The following is a 16,782-nucleotide window of genomic DNA, read 5'->3' on the forward strand; positions in this document are numbered from 1 at the left end:
CCGGTGCCCGCCCGGACGCCGGACGCCGGACGCTAGACGGGCTGGTCGACCGGCAGGCCCGTGCGCAACTCGACGGGCAGGTGCGCCAGGTCGTTGAGCGTGACGACCTCGGCCGGCTTCGCGGAGCGGATGCGGATGATCGTCAGCGCGGTGTGCGCGACGTTCGTTCCCATCCAGCGCCACTCCGGGGCCTGGAACGCCTCGCGCACGAACCACCCGATCACCGCGTTGTGGGTGATGAGCAGGTCGTGCCGGTCCTCGCGCGCGGGGGTGAACCACTCTGCGACCGCGTCGCCCATCTGCGCCTGTCCGGCGACGATCTCCTCCTCGGTCACGCCGCCGTACCAACCCTGGTAGGCGTGCGGCATGTCCGGGGTCGGACCAGAGGGGATGCAGTCGAAGAGCAGCGTGGACGCCTCGGGCTGGACGGCCGGCAGCCGCTGCGCGAGGAACGACGCCGTCTCGCTCGGGGCGTCGAGCGGCGAGTGGTACACGCCGTCGAAGGGCACCCCGCCGAGCCGGTCGGCGACGAGCATCGCCTGGCGCTTGCCCCGCTCGGACAGCTTGCCGTCGCGGAGCCCGTGCTCGGCGTCCTGGTGTTCACCGTGGCGCACGAGGTACAGGTAGTGGGACACGTCCGTCACCCCTCGGCACCGATGGCGGCGGCGAGTCGGTCCCGCTCGACCGCGCCGACGACCGAGGTGATCGTCGGACGGGTGAGCAGGTCCCGCGCGAGGTCGAGCACGTCGGCGGCGGTCACGCGGTCGACCCGCTGCAGCGCGGTGCCGAGGTCGGTGAACTCGCCCGTGCCGAGCTCGGAGCGCCCGAGCCGGGTCATGCGGGCGTCGGAGTCCTCGAGCGAGAGGGTCAGCGCCCCCTCGATCTGCCCCTTCGCGCGTCGGAGCTCGTCCTCCGTGATGCCGTCGTCGACCATGCGGGCGAACTCGGCGTCGATGATCTCGACGACCCCGGCGACGTTGTCCGGCGCGCACCCGGCGTACACGCCGAACGCGCCGTTGTCGAGGTACGCCGGCGCGAACGACGAGACGGCGTAGGCCAGTCCGCGACGCTCCCGGACCTCCTGGAACAGCCGGGAGCTCATGCCGCCACCGAGCACGGCGTTGAGCACGCTGAGCACCGGTCGCCGGTCGTCACGCAGGTCGAGGCCCTGCGACCCGCGGAGCATGCTGACCTGCTCGGTCGGACGGTGCGCGACGGTGAGGCGCGGCACGGCGGGGTCGGCGACGGGCTGCGGGGTCCGACGGGCGAGCGGCGACGCCTTCGGGGCGTCACGGAAGACCCGCTCGACGAGCTCGCGGAAGCGGTCGTGGTCCACGGCACCGGCGGCCGTCACGACGATGCCGTTCGGCGCGTAGTGCTCGCGGTAGTGGTCGAGCACCTCGTCGCGGCCGACGGCGCGGATGCTCTCCGGGGTGCCGCCGATCGGACGGCCCAGCGGGTGCCCGTCGAAGGCGGCGGCGAAGAAGGCCTCGCCAGCGACGTCCGCCGGGTCGTCCGCGGCCATCGCAAGTTCCTCGAGGATGACCCCGCGCTCGACGTCGAACGCGTCGGCCTCGAGCACCGAGCCGGTCACCATGTCGCCGATCACCTCCACCGCCATCGGGACGTCGGTGTCCCGCACGCGTGCGTAGTAGCAGGTGTACTCCTTCGCGGTGGCAGCGTTGTGCTCGCCACCGACGGAGTCGAACGCGATCGCGATGTCCAGGGCGCTCCGGCTCGCGGTGCCCTTGAAGAGCAGGTGCTCCAGGAAGTGCGTCGAGCCGAACTGCCCCTCGCGCTCGTCGCGGGAGCCGACACCGACCCAGAAGCCGAGGCTCGTCGAGCTCGCCCCCGGGACCGACTCGGTCAGGACCCGGACCCCGGACGACAACACGGTTCGACGGACGAATGCGCCGCCGGACGTCAGGAACGACGTGTCCTGCGACCCGAGCGGCAACGGCACTGGCTGGTTCATCGGGTAGGAGCCTACTGATCCGCCACGGCCCGCTGCCCAGTTTCCCCAGCCCGGACCCACGTGCCTCGAAGTGGGGTACATCGAGTGAGGATAGAAAGACTCGTCTGTCTGTCCTCCCTGTGGTACAGTTTCTTCCATCGGGTCGGAAGCCCCCCTAGATTCCGACCCGGTGGCTCGGGACATCAGTCCTGCGCGCGGGAGTCCCCCCACTCCCCCGCGGAGCCGATGAGTCCGAGGAGCAGCGCTGTGACGGTCGATTCCCCCCAACCGGCCGTCCAGCGTCTCCCGGGCCCGAGCACGAACCTCGCGTCGCCGGACGGGTCGAGCGTCCCCCCGGCTCCCCGTTCCGGCGGCGCGAAGGTCCGCATCCTCGAGACCGCGACGCGGCTCTTCTACGAGGAAGGCATCCGCGGCGTCGGCGTCGACCGCCTCATCTCCGAGGCCAGCGTCACGAAGGCGACGTTCTACAAGCACTACGGGTCGAAGGACAACCTGATCCTGGCCTACATCCGGTCGCAGGACGAGCGGGTCCAGCGCGCCTTCGAGCAGCTCGTTTCGGACGCGGACAGCCCGACGGACGCCGTCCGCGCGTGGGTCGCCGCCGTCTCCGACGAGGTCGGCCGCTCCGAGTTCCGCGGCTGCGCCTTCCTCAACGCCGCTGCCGAGTACCACGACCCGCGCGACCCGGTCCGCCAGGTCGTCGCCGCGCACCGCGACTGGTACACCGAGCAGCTCGCGTCGTTGCTGCAGCGTGCCGGACACCCGCTCGCGGGCGACGGCGCCGACGAGCTCATGCTCGCGCGCGACGGCGCGATGGCCGGTGCGTACGCCGGCGACGCGATCGCGGCGACGGCGGCGCTCGGCCGGGTCGCCGAACGGGTCCTGACCGTCTGACGCTGACCGCCTGACGGTGGCCACCTGACGGACGGGAGGCGCGTGGCGGCGCCGCCACGCGCCTCCCGTGGCGTCCCACCCACGCACCAGGGCCCGGGTGTTGGCTGGGCACATGGCCAACGACCCCAACTGGAACCTCCCGGAGGTCCCGTCCTTCACCCTGTCCAGCCCCGACTTCACCGACGGCGGCGTCCTGCCCGACTGGGCACGCGGCTCCGACGCCGGCGGTGGTGGCGAGGACCGCTCCCCCGCCCTCGAGTGGGAGGGCGCGCCCGAGGGCACCCAGAGCTACGTGCTCACCGTGTACGACCCCGACGCCCCGACCGGTTCGGGCTTCTGGCACTGGAGCCTCACGGACCTGCCGGCCTCGGCGACCTCGCTGCCGCAGGGCGCCGGGACGGACGACGCGCTGCTGCCCGCGGAGGCCCTGCGCCGCCGCAACGAGTACGGCACCGACACGTTCCTCGGTGCCGCACCGCCCGCCGGCCACGGTCCGCACCGGTACTTCTTCACGCTCAGCGCGCTCGACGTCCCCGTGCTCGAGGCCCCGGCGGACGCCACCCCGGCGGTCGTCGGCTTCGTGCTCCGCGAGCACCTGCTCGGCCGCGCGCAGCTGATGGGCACGCAGGAGACCCCCGCGTCCTGACCCGCACCGCCCACACGGCCCGCAACGGCGAACGGCCGCCGCTCCAGCAGGAGCGGCGGCCGTTCGGGTGTCCGGGGATCAGCCCTCGGCGGGCGCCTCGGCGTGGGTCGCGTGGTCGTCGCGGCCCTCGGTGTCCACCTCGTCGGCGACGACCGGCGCGAGCGACAGCTTGCCGCGGTCGTCCACCTTCGTGACCTCGACCAGGATCTTCTGGCCGACGCCGAGCACGTCCTCGACGTTCTCCACGCGCTTGCCACCGGCGAGCTTGCGGACCTCGGAGACGTGGAGCAGACCGTCGCGGCCCGGGAGCAGCGACACGAACGCACCGAACGTCGCGATCTTGACGACCGTGCCGAGGAACTGGTCCCCGATCTCCGGGTTCGTCGGGTTCGCGATCGCGTTGACCTGGGCGCGGGCGGCCTCGGCCGACGGACCGTCGACGGCGCCGATGTAGACCGTGCCGTCGTCCTCGATCGAGATGTCGGCACCGGTCTCGTCCTGGATGCCGTTGATCGTCTTGCCCTTCGGGCCGATCAGCTCGCCGATCTTGTCGACGGGGATCTGCACCGAGATCACGCGCGGGGCGGTGTCGGCCATCTCGTCGGGGGCGTCGATCGCCTCGGTCAGCACGCCGAGGATCGCGGAGCGCGCTTCCTTGGCCTGCTTCAGCGCGGCGTCGAGCACCGACGACGGGATGCCGTCGAGCTTCGTGTCGAGCTGGATCGCCGTGACGAACTCCGAGGTACCGGCGACCTTGAAGTCCATGTCGCCGAGGGCGTCCTCGGCACCGAGGATGTCGGTCAGCGCCGCGTAGCGGGTCTGACCGTCGACGGTGTCGGAGACGAGGCCCATCGCGATGCCCGCGACCGGCGCGCGCAGCGGCACACCGGCGTTGAGGAGCGACAGGGTCGAGGCGCAGACGGAGCCCATCGACGTCGAACCGTTGGAGCCGAGGGCCTCGGACACCTGACGGATGGCGTAGGGGAACTCCTCGCGCGACGGCAGCACCGGCACGAGGGCGCGCTCGGCGAGGAAGCCGTGCCCGATCTCGCGACGCTTCGGCGAACCGACACGACCGGTCTCACCCGTCGAGTACGGCGGGAAGTTGTAGTGGTGCAGGTAGCGCTTCTTCGTGACGGGCGACAGCGAGTCGATCTGCTGCTCCATCTTGAGCATGTTCAGCGTGGTGACGCCGAGGATCTGCGTCTCGCCGCGCTGGAAGATCGCCGAACCGTGGACGCGCGGGATCACGGCGACCTCGGCGTCGAGCGGACGGATGTCGGCGAGACCGCGACCGTCCATGCGGACCTGCTCGGTCAGGATGCGGCCGCGGACGACCTTCTTCGTGACCGACTTGTAGGCGGCGCTGACCTGGCCGTTGGCGCTGTCGGGGAGCTCCCCGGCCTCGACCTTGGCGGCGACGGCCTCCTTCACGCGGGCCTTGAGGGCGTCGTCCTTGTCCTGACGCTCGAGCTTGCCGGCGATCTGGTAGACGTCCTTGAGCTCGTCGAGGGCGATGGCCTCGACGGCGTCGTAGACCTCGGGGGCGTACGGCGGGAAGACCGGGTAGTCCTGGATCTCCTTGGCCGACTGCGCGGCCATCTTCGCCTGCGCCTCGACGAGGACCTTGAGGAACGGCTTGGCCGCCTCGAGGCCCTGCGCGACGATCGCCTCGTCGGGCTTCGTGGCGCCGCCCTGGATGAGACCCCAGGCGTGTTCGGTGGCCTCGGCCTCGACCATCATGATCGCGACGTCCTCGTTGCCCTGGTCGTCGGTGACGACACGCCCGGCGACGGTGAGGTCGAACACGGCCTCGGCGAGCTGCGAGGCCTTCGGGAACGCGACCCACTGGTCGCCGATGAGGGCGAGGCGCACACCGGCGATCGGGCCGGAGAACGGCAGACCGGAGATCTGCGTCGACGCCGACGCGGCGTTGATCGCCAGCGCGTCGTAGAACTCGTCCGGCGCGATGCTCAGGACGGTGATGACGATCTGGACCTCGTTGCGCAGGCCGTCGACGAACGACGGACGCAGCGGCCGGTCGATCAGACGGCAGACGAGGATCGCCTCGGTGCTCGGACGGCCCTCACGGCGGAAGAACGAGCCGGGGATCTTGCCCGCGGCGTACGAGCGCTCCTCGACGTCGACCGTCAGCGGGAAGAAGTCGAAGCCCTCGCGCGGGTGCTTGCCGGCGCTGGTGGCCGAGAGGAGCATGGTCTCCTCGTCGAGGTACGCGGCGACCGCGCCCTGGGCCTGCTGTGCGAGTCGGCCGGTCTCGAACCGGACGACGCGCTTGCCGAACTTGCCGTTGTCGATGACGGCCTCGGCGAACTTGATCTCGGGACCCTCCAAAAGGGTGCCTCCTTGACGTGTTCGGCAGACCTGGGCGACGGCACTCGATGGTGCGTGCGCGCCGAGGGGTCGGGACGCATGTCTGGTCAGCAGTAGAAGCACTCGGGACGGACGGACTGCCCGCGAGCCACCACCGATGACCAGCTCCGTGCCCGGTCTGCGCAGTGTGTGTTGTGACGCCCGGGGAAACGGTCCCCGGACGAGGAGGACTTTACCAGTCCTCAGGTCGCTCGCGGGTGTTGCTCCCGGCGAACGGGCGTGTCCCCGGTAGCCTGCCGCCATGCGCTTCACCCCTTCGCGGGGCGTGCTCGTCGCGGCGGCCGTGGTCGTCGGCGCGCTCGTCGCCCCGGTGGCCACCGCCCTCCCCGCGACGGCGGACACCCAGCAGTACCCGAGCTGGCAGGACGTGCAGCGGGCGAAGGGCAACGAGCAGGCCGCGGCGGCCGAGGCCACGAAGGTGCAGTCCGCCCTCCGGTCCGTGCAGGCCGACGCGGCGGCGAAGTCGCAGGCCGCGCTCGAGGCGTCAGCGGCGTCCGACCGCGCCGCGGCGGACCTGGCCTCCGCCACCCAGGCGGCCACGAGCCTCCGGTCCCAGGCGGACAGCGCCGACCGGACGGCGGCCCGCGCCCGGGAACGAGCCGGCCAGCTCGCCGCCACCCTGTACCGGGACGGCAGCGGCAACGCGATGACGACGCGGATCGCGACCGCCGACGACCCCCGGCAGCTGCTCTACCAGCTCGGAGCGATGGACCAGCTCTCGACGACGTGGGAGGGCGTGCTCGACGAGGCCTCGGTCGCCGGACACACCGCGTCCGCCCTGCACGACCAGGCCGAGCGGGCCGAGTCCGAGCGGACGACGCTCGCGCGCGCCGCCGAGGAACGGTCGGCCGACGCCCGCTCCGCCTCGGACGCGGCCGCACGGAGCGTCGCCGACACGCAGCAGCACAGCGACGAGCTCTACGCCCAGCTCGCGGAACTGCGGGACACGACCGCCGAGACCGAGCAGCGGTACGAGCTGGGTGTGCAGGTCGCGGCCCAGAAGGCGGCACAGCAGCGCGCCCGCGAACGAGCCGCCGCGGCAGCCGCGGCATCGGCGGCCGCGGCTGCCGCAGCGGCGTCCACGCCCGCCGCCACGAGCGGCGGATCGGGCACGTCCTACCCGAGCACGGACGGCGTCGCCGTCGACCCCGCCGGCGCGCAGGCGTACGCCCGCGGCGCCATCGGCTCCTACGGGTGGGGCGGCGACCAGTTCTCGTGCCTCGTGTCGCTGTGGAACCAGGAGTCCGGCTGGCGGGCGAACGCGCTCAACGCCTCGAGCGGGGCCTACGGCATCCCGCAGTCACTGCCGGCGAGCAAGATGGCCGTCGCGGGGGCGGACTGGCGGACGAACGCCGCGACCCAGATCGACTGGGGGCTCGCGTACATCCACGACGCCTACGGCTCCCCCTGCGCCGCGTGGAACCACGAGATGAGCGAGAACCCGCACTGGTACTGACCCCCACGGGGCGACCCGCTCAGTGGCCGAGGCCGCCGAGCAGCGACGCGAAGTCGGTCGGTGCCGCGAGCACGTCCACCTGCTGCGGCGCCCGCCGGGAGGCGCGGATCGCCCAGGCCAGGTCGACCCCGGCCCGGCGGATGCGTGCGTCGAGCGCGGCCGCGTCCTCGGGGCTCCCCCAGTCGTCCGTGGCGGCGAAGACGCCGGTCGGCACGACGGCGGCACGCAGGTAGGCGAACACCGGTCGCAGTGCGTGGTCGATCGCGAGCGAGTGGCGTGCGGTGCCACCCGTCGCGGCCAGCAGCACCGGCAGGTCCGCCACGGCGTCCTTGTCGAGCACGTCGAGGAACGACTTCGCGAGACCGCTCACGCCCGCGGTGAAGACCGGCGTGACGAACACGACCGCGTCGGCCTCGAGCACGGTCGCCTGCGCGGCGGCGAGCCCCGGCGCGGCGAACCCGGTGAGCATCGCGTCGACGATCTCGTGGGCGATCGGGCGCAGCTCGACGTGCCGGACGTCCACCGCGGTGCCGGGCTGGTCGGCCTCGACGGCGGTGACCGCGGCGCCGGCCAGGCGGTCGGCGAGCAGACGGGTGGAGCTGGGCTCGGAGAGTCCGGCGGAGACGACGGCGATGGTGGTCACGGGAGCACTGCCCTTCGGGAGTCTTTCGATGCGTTTGCATGGACATCGTACCGAACCGCGCCGCCCACGGCGACATTCCCCGGGAACGAGGAACGCCCCGGCCCTCACGAGGAGGACCGGGGCGTTCGGTCACGCAGTGTCTGCGAGTCGACCAGTGGCGCTACTGCCTAGCGGCGGAGGCCGAGACGCTCGATGAGCGCGCGGTAGCGGTTGATGTCGACGTCGGAGAGGTAACCGAGGAGACGGCGACGCTGACCGACCATGAGCAGCAGACCACGACGCGAGTGGTGGTCGTGCTTGTGCTCCTTGAGGTGCTCGTTCAGGTCGTTGATGCGACGCGTCAGAACGGCGACCTGGACCTCGGGGGATCCGGTGTCGCCCGGGTGGGTCGCGTACTCTTCGATGATCTCCTGCTTGACCTTCGCGTCAAGTGCCATGGATGATCCCCTCTCTGTCCGTTGCGCGGTGCCCGTACCTGATGCACGAGCGCTCTTGATCCGCGGCCGTTCGACGGCAACCGGACGAGACTACCAGAGTTCAGGCTGTTCGGGCGCGGAGCCGCTGACGCCGGGGTGCGGGCAGCAGACTCCGGAACAGTCCGACGAGCGTCGCGCCGAGCATGCCGCCGAGCCCGTTCGACAGCACGTCGCGGGGGTCGGCGACCCGGTACGGCAGGTACAGCGCCTGCGCCACCTCGATGCCGACGGAGAGCCCGACGGCGACGACGGCGCCGAGCAGCCACCAGCGCCGCGGCAACCAGAGCGCCGCGAGCATGCCGACGGGCACGAACATCCCGATGTTCGCGAGGAACTCCACGCGGTCGTACGAGAACCACGTGCCGTGCGGCAGCCGCTGCAGCCAGGCGATGGCGTGCTGCACGAGCTCGCCCTGCGCGTGGGTGAAGACCTGCGGCGTGAGCGTCATCCGCCAGATCACCCAGGCGTAGCCGACGGTGACGGCGAGCAGCAGGAGCTTCCGGAACATCCGGTCAGTATCGCCGTGCCGTCCTGGCAGGAGCCCGCGTCCCACCTGGGTGGACGCCCGGCTCCGCTGGCACCGAGGCTCCCGCTCCTGCGAGCATGGGGGCATGCCGCACCAGGGGGAACGCGACCACCGGACGTCGGTCCGGTCCGGTGCCGGTCGTCGGCAGTGGGCGTGGCTCGGGGTCGGCGCACTGGTCGCGGGCGGGCTCGTCGCCGCCGTCGTGCTCGCCGTCCTGCCCGCGCGCGATCCGGACGGGCTCGGCCCGGACGGACGCTCGAGCGACCGGCCGGTCGCGGCGAGGGCCACGGCGGCCGAGGCGTTCCCCGGCGGTCTCGCGCGCCAGCCGTCCGCCGTCAACCAGGCGGCGCGGCAGGCGGCCGAGGCGCGTGCGGACGGGCGGGACACCACCGCCGCACGCATCGACGTCATCGCCGACGAGCCGGTGGCGACCTGGCTGACCGACCCGTCCGAGCGGGCCACGGCGCAGACGGTCCGACGGGTGGTCCGCAGCGCCGAGCAGCAGGACCGCACCCCGGTGTTCGTGCTCTACGCGATCCCGGACCGCGACTGCGGCAGCTACTCGGCCGGCGGCACGAGCGACGACGCGTACCTGCCGTGGGTCCGGTCGGCGGTCCGGGCGATGGCCGGGTCGCACGCCGTGGTCCTGGTGGAACCGGACTCGATCGCGCAGATCCACGTGTGCGAGCGCCTCGGGCACGACCGGCTGCGGCTGCTCGACCGGGCGGTCGACGAGCTCGCCGGGCACGGGCTGACGGTCTACCTCGACGGCGGCAACGAGGACCGGGTGCCGGTGGCGACCATGGCCGACTGGCTCCGCCGGGCCGGGGTGGACCGGACGCAGGGCTTCGCCACGAACGTCTCGAACTTCTACCGGGTCGACCAGGAGCGTGCCTACGCCGACCGGTTGGCGGACGCCGTCGGCGACGATCCCCACTACGTCATCGACGTCTCGCGGAACGGGCAGGGGTGGCGCGGGACCTGGTGCAACCCCGAGGGCGCCGGCCTCGGGCAGGCACCGCACGTCACCCGTGGGACGACCCGCCTCGACGCCCTGCTCTGGGTGAAGACGCCCGGGCTGAGCGACGGCACGTGCAACGGTGGACCGGCGGCCGGGCGGTGGTGGGAGTCGTACGCACTGGCCCTGGTCGAGCACCGCGTCCGCGACTGACCGCCCGTCGGACGTCGGTGGTTGCATGTCGCCATGACCGCCACCGACCGTCGCCGCTCCGTCGTCCCGCCCTACCTGCTGCGCGCCGTCGCCGCAGCCGGTGAGCACCCCCGCGCCGCCTCGGCGGCACGGACCGCCCTGGCCGAGATGTCGGCCGTCGCCGCACCCAAGCACGAGCACCGTGTCCGGCCGCAGGGCGTCACGGGCACCGTCGACCGGTCCCCGCAGCGCACCGTCGCGGACGCGCACGGCTCGACGACGCTGCCCGGCACCGTCGTGCGGCGCGAGGGCGACCCGGAATCGGGCGACGCCGCGACCGACGAGGCGTACGCGGGCCTCGGGGCGACGCACGCGTTCTGGCTCGACGTGTTCGGACGGGTGTCGATCGACGGCGCGGGTCTCCCCCTCGACGCGACCGTGCACTACGGGCAGGACTACGACAACGCGTACTGGGACGGCAGCCGCATGGTGTTCGGCGACGGGGACGGCGAGGTCTTCCGGCGCTTCACCGTCGCGCTCGACGTCATCGGGCACGAGCTCGCGCACGGCGTCACCCAGTACACCGCGGACCTGACCTACGAGGGGCAGTCCGGCGCGCTCAACGAGTCGGTCAGCGACGTCTTCGGCTCGCTCGTCGCGCAGTACGCCGCCGGACAGACCGCCGACCAGGCGACGTGGCTCATCGGCGAGGGCCTCTTCACGGACGCCGTGCACGGGGTCGCGCTGCGGTCCATGCGGGCACCGGGCACCGCCTACGACGACCCGGTGCTCGGCAAGGACCCGCAGCCGGCGACGATGGCCGACTACGTCGAGACGACCGAGGACTCCGGCGGGGTGCACCTGAACTCCGGCATCCCGAACCACGCCTTCTACCTGGCTGCCACCGCGATCGGCGGACACGCGTGGGAGGGTGCCGGCGCCGTCTGGTGGGACGCCCTCACCTCGGCGGAGACGACCGCCGGGATCGACTTCGCGGGCTTCGCCGGGGTGACGGTGCGCGCCGCCGCGGACCGCTTCGGCGACGGCTCGGCGGAGCACACCGCGGTGCGGGACGCCTGGCGCACGGTGGGTGTGCTCGCCGCGTCGTGACGGCGTAGAACCGGAGCATGCACATCGTCGTCCGCCGCAGTGGTGGACTCGCCGGGACCTCGCGGGGCTGGCGGGTCGACACCGAGTCGCGCGACGACCCGGACGCCTGGTACGACCTGGTCGGCGCGCTCCCCCGCGAGGAGCCCGTGCGCCGGAGACGCGCGGTCCCCGACGACTTCACCTGGACGGTCACGGTCGCCAGGACCACCGTGACCATCCCCGGCAGCCAGCTGGACGGCCCGTGGGCGGCCCTGGTGCGCCGCGTCCGCGACGAGGGCGACCCGGACTGAGCGGGGTGCGGGAGCACGCGCCGGGTGCCGGCACGCCGGGTGCCGTCGTGCTCTGTGCCCGACGGGAGGCGCGCGGCGCCGCCGCCACGTGCCTCCCGTCCGTCAGTCGGTGACGTCGACGACCACGAGCCGTCGCGTCGGACGCGTCATCGCGACGTAGACGGCGGCCGCGGCGCGCGCCGCGTCGGCACCCACCCGGTCCGGGTCGACGAGCAGCACGCCGTCGAACTCGAGGCCCTTCGCGTCGGCGCCGGTGAGCACCGTGACGGAGCCGGGACGCGGCGAACCGAGCCCGCGGACGTCGGCGTCGGTCCGTGCCAGGCGCTCCCGGACCACGGCCACGTCGGCCTCGGGCACGACGACCCCGATGGTGCCCGAGCCGATCCGGTCGCGCTCGGCGTCGACCCGCTCGGCGACCGCGTCGAGCAGCGCCGCACGCGACACCGTGACGCGGTCGACCGGGTCGCCGTCGCGCACGGCCTCGGTCCGGGTGACGGTCAGTCCGGCGGCGGCGGCGAACGCCCCGGCGGCCTGCACGATCGAGCGCGGGGTCCGGTAGTTGACCGTGAGCTCCTCGATGCGGTGGTCGAGCGGCACGGCCGGCGCACGGCCCCGACGACGGCGGGCGAGGGCGCCGAGCACGTCGTCCCACGTCCGCGCGGCTGCCGGTGAGGAGCCCTGCGCGGTGTCGCCGACGATCGTGAAGGACCGCAGCGGGTTCCGACGGGCGAGCACGCGCCACTGCATGGGCGAGAGCTCCTGCGCCTCGTCGACCACGATGTGTCCGTAGGTCCACTCGCGGTCCTCGGCGGCGCGCTCGGCGGTCGTGCGCGGGTCGCCGCCCTCGGCGAAGGAGCCGGCGACCTGCTCGGCACTGACGATGCCCTCGACGCCCATGTTCTCGATCGCCTGGCGCGCGTTCTCGATGTCCCGGTTCCGGCTCGCCTTCGCGGCGCGCTTCGCGGCCCCGCCGGTCGGGTCGAACGGGCCGAGGAGCTCGGCGGCCTCGTCGAGCAGCGGGACGTCCTCGATCGTCCACGCGGTACCACGGGACCGCTGCAGCAGGGCGCGGCGCTCGGGCGTCCAGTCGGGGGTCAGCGAGGCGAGCCAGTTCGGCCGCGCGTACAGGTCCTCGAGGAACTTCTCCGGGGGCAGCGGCAGCCACGCGGTGTTGAGCAGGACCCGGGCGTCGTAGGAGCTGCGGATGTCCTCGCGCAGGACCTTCTCGTCGGCCTCGTCCACGGTCGTGCCGCGCGCCCGCAGCTGCTCGGCGAGCAGGCGGGTCATGGCGTCGAGCGCGATCTTGTTGAACGTGACGCGGGCGACGTTGTGCGGCTTCCCGCGGTCCTGCGCGCGCTTGAGCGCGTCGGCGACGAGCTGCGGCGGCACGGTGAGCCGCTCGCCCTCGACCTCCAGGGTGACCGACGTCGTCGGGACGACCTGGCGGGACCGCACGGCCCGGTGGAGCAGCGAGGCCATCTGCGCCGACCCCTTGACCGCGGCGACGTCCCCGTGGTCGTGCGTCGTCGCGTGCACGCCCGGGTAGAGCGACCCGAGCGACGCCATCACGACGCCGGTCTCGCCGAGGGACGGCAGCACCTGCTCGATGTAGGTGAGGAAGGCCGGCGACGGACCGACCACGAGCACGCCGGAGCCACGGAGACGCTCGCGGTGCGAGTAGAGCAGGTAGGCGGCGCGGTGCAGCGCCACGGCGGTCTTGCCGGTGCCGGGGCCGCCCTGCACGACGAGCACACCCTCGAGGGGCGACCGGATGATGCGGTCCTGCTCGCCCTGGATGGTCGCGACGATGTCGGTCATCCGGCCGGTGCGCTCGGCGGTGACGGCCGCGAGCAGCGCCCCCTCGCCCTGCAGGTGGGTGCGCTCGTCGTCGTAGAGCGCGGCGTCGAACACCTCGTCCTCGACGCCCACGACCGTGCGGCCCTCGAGGGTCAGGTGTCGGCGGGCGCGCATCCCCATCGGGTGCGCCGCGGTCGCCTGGTAGAACGCGCTCGCACCGGGGACGCGCCAGTCGAGCAGGAGCGGCCGGTGCTCGTCGTCGCGCAGGCCGACGCGGCCGATGTACCGGAAGGCGTCCTCGGTGGAGTCGGGGTCCGCGACCTCGAGCCGACCGAACACGAGCCGGTCGCCGACCCGCTCGAGCGTCGCGACGGTGTCCTCGTAGAGCCGGGCGTACGCATCGCGTTCGCTGCGGCTCTGGTGGTTGCCGCCCACCGCCTGGCGGCGGGTCTCGGCGAGGCGCTGCTCGGCGTCGGCCGTCAGCTCGTCGAGACGGGCGAAGAGCCCGTCCACGTACCCACGCTCACGGTCGATCTCGGTCGGTTCGGACACACGCCACCCTTCGGGAAACAGGGGTGTCCAGTGTAGTCCCGCCGGGCGACCACGAGGGGCGTCGTGACGCCGGACGGACGGGAGGCGCGTGGCGGACCCCGCCACGCGCCTCCCGTCCAGGGCACTCGGCCCTACATCTCCTCGTGCGTGTCCGGGTCGCCGTCCCACAGGCGACCGCGCTCGAGCCCGGAGATCGCGCGGACCTCGTCGTCGGAGAGCTCGAAGCCGAAGACGTCGAGGTTCTCGCGCTGCCGGTCCGCGTCGCCGGACTTCGGCACCGGGACGGCACCGAGCTGGACGTGCCAGCGCAGGACGACCTGGCCCGGCGTCACCCCGTGCGCGGCGGCCGCGTCGAGCACCGGCTGCTCGGTGAGCAGCTCGGACTGCTTCGCCAGCGGGCTCCAGCTCTCGGTGACGATGCCGTACTCGGCGTGCACCTTGCGGAGCTCGGCCTGCGGGAAGTACGGGTGAAGCTCGACCTGGTTCACCGCGGGCGCGACACCGGTGGCGTCGATGATCGCCCCGAGGTGCTCGGGCGTGAAGTTCGAGACGCCGATCGAACGGACCTTGCCGCTGTCCCGGAGGTCCACGAAGGCCTTCCACGTGTCGACGAACTTGCCCACCGACGGGTTCGGCCAGTGGATGAGGTACAGGTCGACGCGGTCCAGCCCGAGGTTCCCGAGCGTCTCGTCGATCGAACGGTGCGCCTCGTCGTAGCCGTGGTGGCGACCGGGCAGCTTCGAGGTGACGACGAGGTCCTCGCGGTCGACCTCGGACTCGCGGACGGCACGGCCGACGGCGTCCTCGTTGCCGTAGTTCAGCGCGGTGTCGAGCAGCCGGTAGCCGCTCGTGATCGCCGCACCGACGGCAGCGGTGCCCTCGTCGCCGTTCAGCCCGTAGGTGCCGAGGCCGAGCTCCGGGAAGCGGTGGCCGTCGTTCAGCTCGATGGTGGGCGCGCCGACCTGCATCAGCGGACCCCGAGCAGGTCGATGATGAAGATGAGGGTCTTGCCGGACAGGAAGTGTCCGCCGCCGGCGGGGCCGTAGGCCAGCTCCGGCGGGACGACGAGCTTGCGGCGGCCGCCGACCTTCATGCCGGGGATGCCCTCCTGCCAGCCGCGCACGAGCGCCGCGAGCGGGAAGTCGATCGGCTCGCCGCGGTTCCAGGAGCTGTCGAACTCGTCGCCGGTCTCGTACTCGACGCCGGCGTAGTGCACCTTGACCGTCGAGCCGGCGGTGGCTTCGTCGCCGGAGCCCTCGACGATGTCGGTGATCTCGAGCTCGGTGGGGGCCGGGCCCTCGGGGGCGTCGAACTCGGGCTTGCTGTTGAGGTCAGTCATGCCGGCCAGTCAACCAGGTCGGTGCGCGGCCGATCCGGGCCGCGCGGTGGTCTCGCTGCCCGCGAACGGGCACGATCCGTCGCGGTGGACGGACCGTTGCGACCGATTCCGCCCGCTCGTGCGGCGGGGGCACCAGAATGGTTCCACCGTGACACGACCTGACACCGCCCCGCGCCGCCGCCTGCTCGCCGACCTCACCCCGCTCCGCCGCTCCCCCGCCTTCGCGCGGCTCTGGGCCGGTACCGCGATCGCCGGCATCGGCACGCAGATGACCACCGTCGCCGTCGGCCTCGAGGTCTACGAGATCACCCGCTCGACCTTCGCCGTGGCACTCGTCGGCGTCATCGCCCTCGTGCCGATGATCGTCGCGGGGCTCTACGGCGGCATGCTCGCCGACGCCTTCGACCGGCGGCTCGTGGCCCTGGTGTCGTCGATCGTCGCCTGGGGCGCGGTCGCGCTCATCGCCACGCACGCCTGGCTCGGGCTGCACGGGGTCGCGCTGCTCTACGTGCTCGCGACCGTCAACGCCGTGGCCGCGACGGTGAGCAACGCCTCGCGGTCGGCGATCGTCCCGCGCCTGGTCGGCACCGACCTGCTCCCCGCGGCGAGCGCCCTCGGCGGCATCGCCTCCGGGTTCCAGGTCACCGTGGGTCCGGCGATCGCCGGTGTCCTCATCGCGAGCGTCGGCTTCGCGCCGACCTACACGATCGACGTCGTCCTGTTCACGTTCGCGTTCCTCGGCGTCCTCACCCTGCCGCGGATGGCCGCCGACCGCGACGCCCTGCGGCCGGGGTTGGGCTCGCTCGTCGAGGGCGCCCGGTTCCTCCGCCGCTCCCGCAACATCACGATGACGTTCGTGCTCGACATCGTCGCGATGACGTTCGGGCAGCCCCGCGTGCTCTTCCCCGCGATCGGCGCGCTCGTGATCGGCGGTGGGTCGATCACGGTCGGGACGCTCACCGCCGCCTACGCGATCGGCGCGCTGCTGTCGAGCGTGTTCTCCGGTCCGCTCGGCCACGTGCGGCGCCAGGGCGAGGCCGTGGGATGGGCGATCACCGCGTACGGAGCGGCGATCGCGGCGTTCGGCGTGGTCATCGCGCTCGCGCACGTGCTCGGCGGTCGATCGGGCGAGGCCTTCAGCACCGGGATCCTGCCCGCGCTCGGGCTGGCGGCACTGTTCCTCGCCGCGGCCGGCGGTGCCGACAACGTCAGTTCGGTGTTCCGGAACACGATCCTGCAGGCGGCGTCGCCCGACGGCATGCGCGGGCGGCTCCAGGGCATCTTCATCGTCGTCGTCACCGGCGGCCCGCGGCTCGGCGACCTCTACGCCGGCCTGGTCGTCGCGGCCGGCATCGCGTACCCGCCGGTCATCGGCGGCGTGCTCATCATCGGGCTCGTCGCGCTGCTCCTGCGCGCCGTGCCGTCCTTCCGCCGCTACGACGCGCTGCACCCGCACGCGAACTGACCCCCGTCGCGCCCGGCGGGGAGACGAGACTCGCCCCGGCGGACGAGACTCGCGCGCGGACGCCGCGGAAGT

Annotated in this window: 16 protein-coding genes; 7 read left to right on the forward strand and 9 right to left on the reverse strand. The window is 73.0% G+C overall.

Translation table 11 applies throughout. The annotated features are described in order from the left end of the window. Nucleotides 1-32 precede the first annotated feature (32 nt). Complete coding sequence (locus tag AB0N84_RS00390) at nt 33-635, reverse strand: histidine phosphatase family protein (protein WP_069713561.1); 603 nt, start codon at nt 633-635, stop codon at nt 33-35. Nucleotides 636-640: 5 nt separating this feature from the next. Beyond that, nucleotides 641-1,975, reverse strand: a complete 1,335-nt coding sequence (locus tag AB0N84_RS00395; RefSeq protein WP_069713551.1) for a pitrilysin family protein — start codon at nt 1,973-1,975, stop codon at nt 641-643. 246 nt (nt 1,976-2,221) lie between these two features. Between AB0N84_RS00395 and AB0N84_RS00400 the strand changes: the two genes are divergently transcribed. Next, entirely contained in the window at nt 2,222-2,869 is a 648-nt protein-coding gene (locus AB0N84_RS00400; protein WP_363543022.1) for a TetR/AcrR family transcriptional regulator, read from the forward strand. A gap of 112 nt (nt 2,870-2,981) precedes the next feature. After that, complete coding sequence (locus AB0N84_RS00405; RefSeq protein WP_182047085.1) at nt 2,982-3,515, forward strand: YbhB/YbcL family Raf kinase inhibitor-like protein; 534 nt, start codon at nt 2,982-2,984, stop codon at nt 3,513-3,515. Between the two features lie 78 nt (nt 3,516-3,593). Here AB0N84_RS00405 and AB0N84_RS00410 read toward each other — a convergent pair whose 3' ends face one another. After that, nucleotides 3,594-5,867: a polyribonucleotide nucleotidyltransferase gene (locus AB0N84_RS00410; protein WP_182047086.1), complete on the reverse strand. Its 2,274-nt coding sequence runs from the start codon at nt 5,865-5,867 to the stop codon at nt 3,594-3,596. 280 nt (nt 5,868-6,147) lie between these two features. Here AB0N84_RS00410 and AB0N84_RS00415 point away from each other — a divergent pair, with 280 nt between their 5' ends. After that, nucleotides 6,148-7,362: a hypothetical protein gene (locus AB0N84_RS00415; protein ID WP_363543025.1), complete on the forward strand. Its 1,215-nt coding sequence runs from the start codon at nt 6,148-6,150 to the stop codon at nt 7,360-7,362. A 19-nt stretch (nt 7,363-7,381) separates the two neighbouring features. On the opposite strand, the gene AB0N84_RS00420 is transcribed toward AB0N84_RS00415, so the two are convergent. The 3 genes from AB0N84_RS00420 to AB0N84_RS00430 form a co-directional block, all read right to left on the reverse strand. Next, entirely contained in the window at nt 7,382-8,005 is a 624-nt protein-coding gene (locus AB0N84_RS00420) for a CE1759 family FMN reductase (protein WP_363543027.1), read from the reverse strand. A gap of 167 nt (nt 8,006-8,172) precedes the next feature. Next, the gene (gene rpsO / locus AB0N84_RS00425) at nt 8,173-8,442 is read right to left on the reverse strand and encodes a 30S ribosomal protein S15 (protein ID WP_022902140.1); all 270 of its coding nucleotides are present in this window, start codon (nt 8,440-8,442) and stop codon (nt 8,173-8,175) included. A 100-nt stretch (nt 8,443-8,542) separates the two neighbouring features. Then, entirely contained in the window at nt 8,543-8,989 is a 447-nt protein-coding gene (locus tag AB0N84_RS00430) for a VanZ family protein (protein ID WP_363543030.1), read from the reverse strand. A 103-nt stretch (nt 8,990-9,092) separates the two neighbouring features. On the opposite strand from AB0N84_RS00430, the gene AB0N84_RS00435 reads away from it, so the two are divergent. Genes AB0N84_RS00435 through AB0N84_RS00445 form a run of 3 tightly spaced genes read left to right on the forward strand, consistent with a single transcriptional unit; the run spans nt 9,093 to nt 11,557 of the window. Beyond that, the gene (locus AB0N84_RS00435) at nt 9,093-10,178 is read left to right on the forward strand and encodes a glycoside hydrolase family 6 protein (RefSeq protein ID WP_363543032.1); all 1,086 of its coding nucleotides are present in this window, start codon (nt 9,093-9,095) and stop codon (nt 10,176-10,178) included. A 33-nt stretch (nt 10,179-10,211) separates the two neighbouring features. Then, nucleotides 10,212-11,267 carry a M4 family metallopeptidase gene (locus AB0N84_RS00440; RefSeq protein WP_363543034.1) on the forward strand — a complete coding sequence of 352 codons (1,056 nt, stop codon included), beginning with the start codon at nt 10,212-10,214 and terminating at the stop codon, nt 11,265-11,267. A 17-nt stretch (nt 11,268-11,284) separates the two neighbouring features. After that, complete coding sequence (locus AB0N84_RS00445) at nt 11,285-11,557, forward strand: protealysin inhibitor emfourin (RefSeq protein ID WP_289457600.1); 273 nt, start codon at nt 11,285-11,287, stop codon at nt 11,555-11,557. Nucleotides 11,558-11,659: 102 nt separating this feature from the next. Here AB0N84_RS00445 and AB0N84_RS00450 read toward each other — a convergent pair whose 3' ends face one another. The 3 genes from AB0N84_RS00450 to AB0N84_RS00460 all read right to left on the reverse strand — a co-directional run bounded on the left by AB0N84_RS00450 (nt 11,660) and on the right by AB0N84_RS00460 (nt 15,245). Then, nucleotides 11,660-13,906 (reverse strand): ATP-binding domain-containing protein, encoded by a 2,247-nt coding sequence (locus AB0N84_RS00450; RefSeq protein ID WP_182047194.1) that lies wholly within the window; start codon nt 13,904-13,906, stop codon nt 11,660-11,662. Between the two features lie 131 nt (nt 13,907-14,037). Then, nucleotides 14,038-14,874 carry an aldo/keto reductase gene (locus AB0N84_RS00455; RefSeq protein ID WP_363543037.1) on the reverse strand — a complete coding sequence of 279 codons (837 nt, stop codon included), beginning with the start codon at nt 14,872-14,874 and terminating at the stop codon, nt 14,038-14,040. After that, nucleotides 14,874-15,245 carry an FKBP-type peptidyl-prolyl cis-trans isomerase gene (locus tag AB0N84_RS00460; RefSeq protein ID WP_069711463.1) on the reverse strand — a complete coding sequence of 124 codons (372 nt, stop codon included), beginning with the start codon at nt 15,243-15,245 and terminating at the stop codon, nt 14,874-14,876. The genes AB0N84_RS00455 and AB0N84_RS00460 overlap by 1 nt, the downstream gene beginning before the upstream one ends. A 148-nt stretch (nt 15,246-15,393) precedes the next feature. On the opposite strand from AB0N84_RS00460, the gene AB0N84_RS00465 reads away from it, so the two are divergent. Continuing rightward, entirely contained in the window at nt 15,394-16,710 is a 1,317-nt protein-coding gene (locus AB0N84_RS00465; protein ID WP_363543039.1) for an MFS transporter, read from the forward strand. The last annotated feature ends 72 nt before the right edge of the window (nt 16,711-16,782 follow it).

It is taken from the genome of Curtobacterium sp. NPDC089185, from assembly GCF_040685235.1.
Lineage (GTDB): Bacteria > Actinomycetota > Actinomycetes > Actinomycetales > Microbacteriaceae > Curtobacterium > Curtobacterium citri.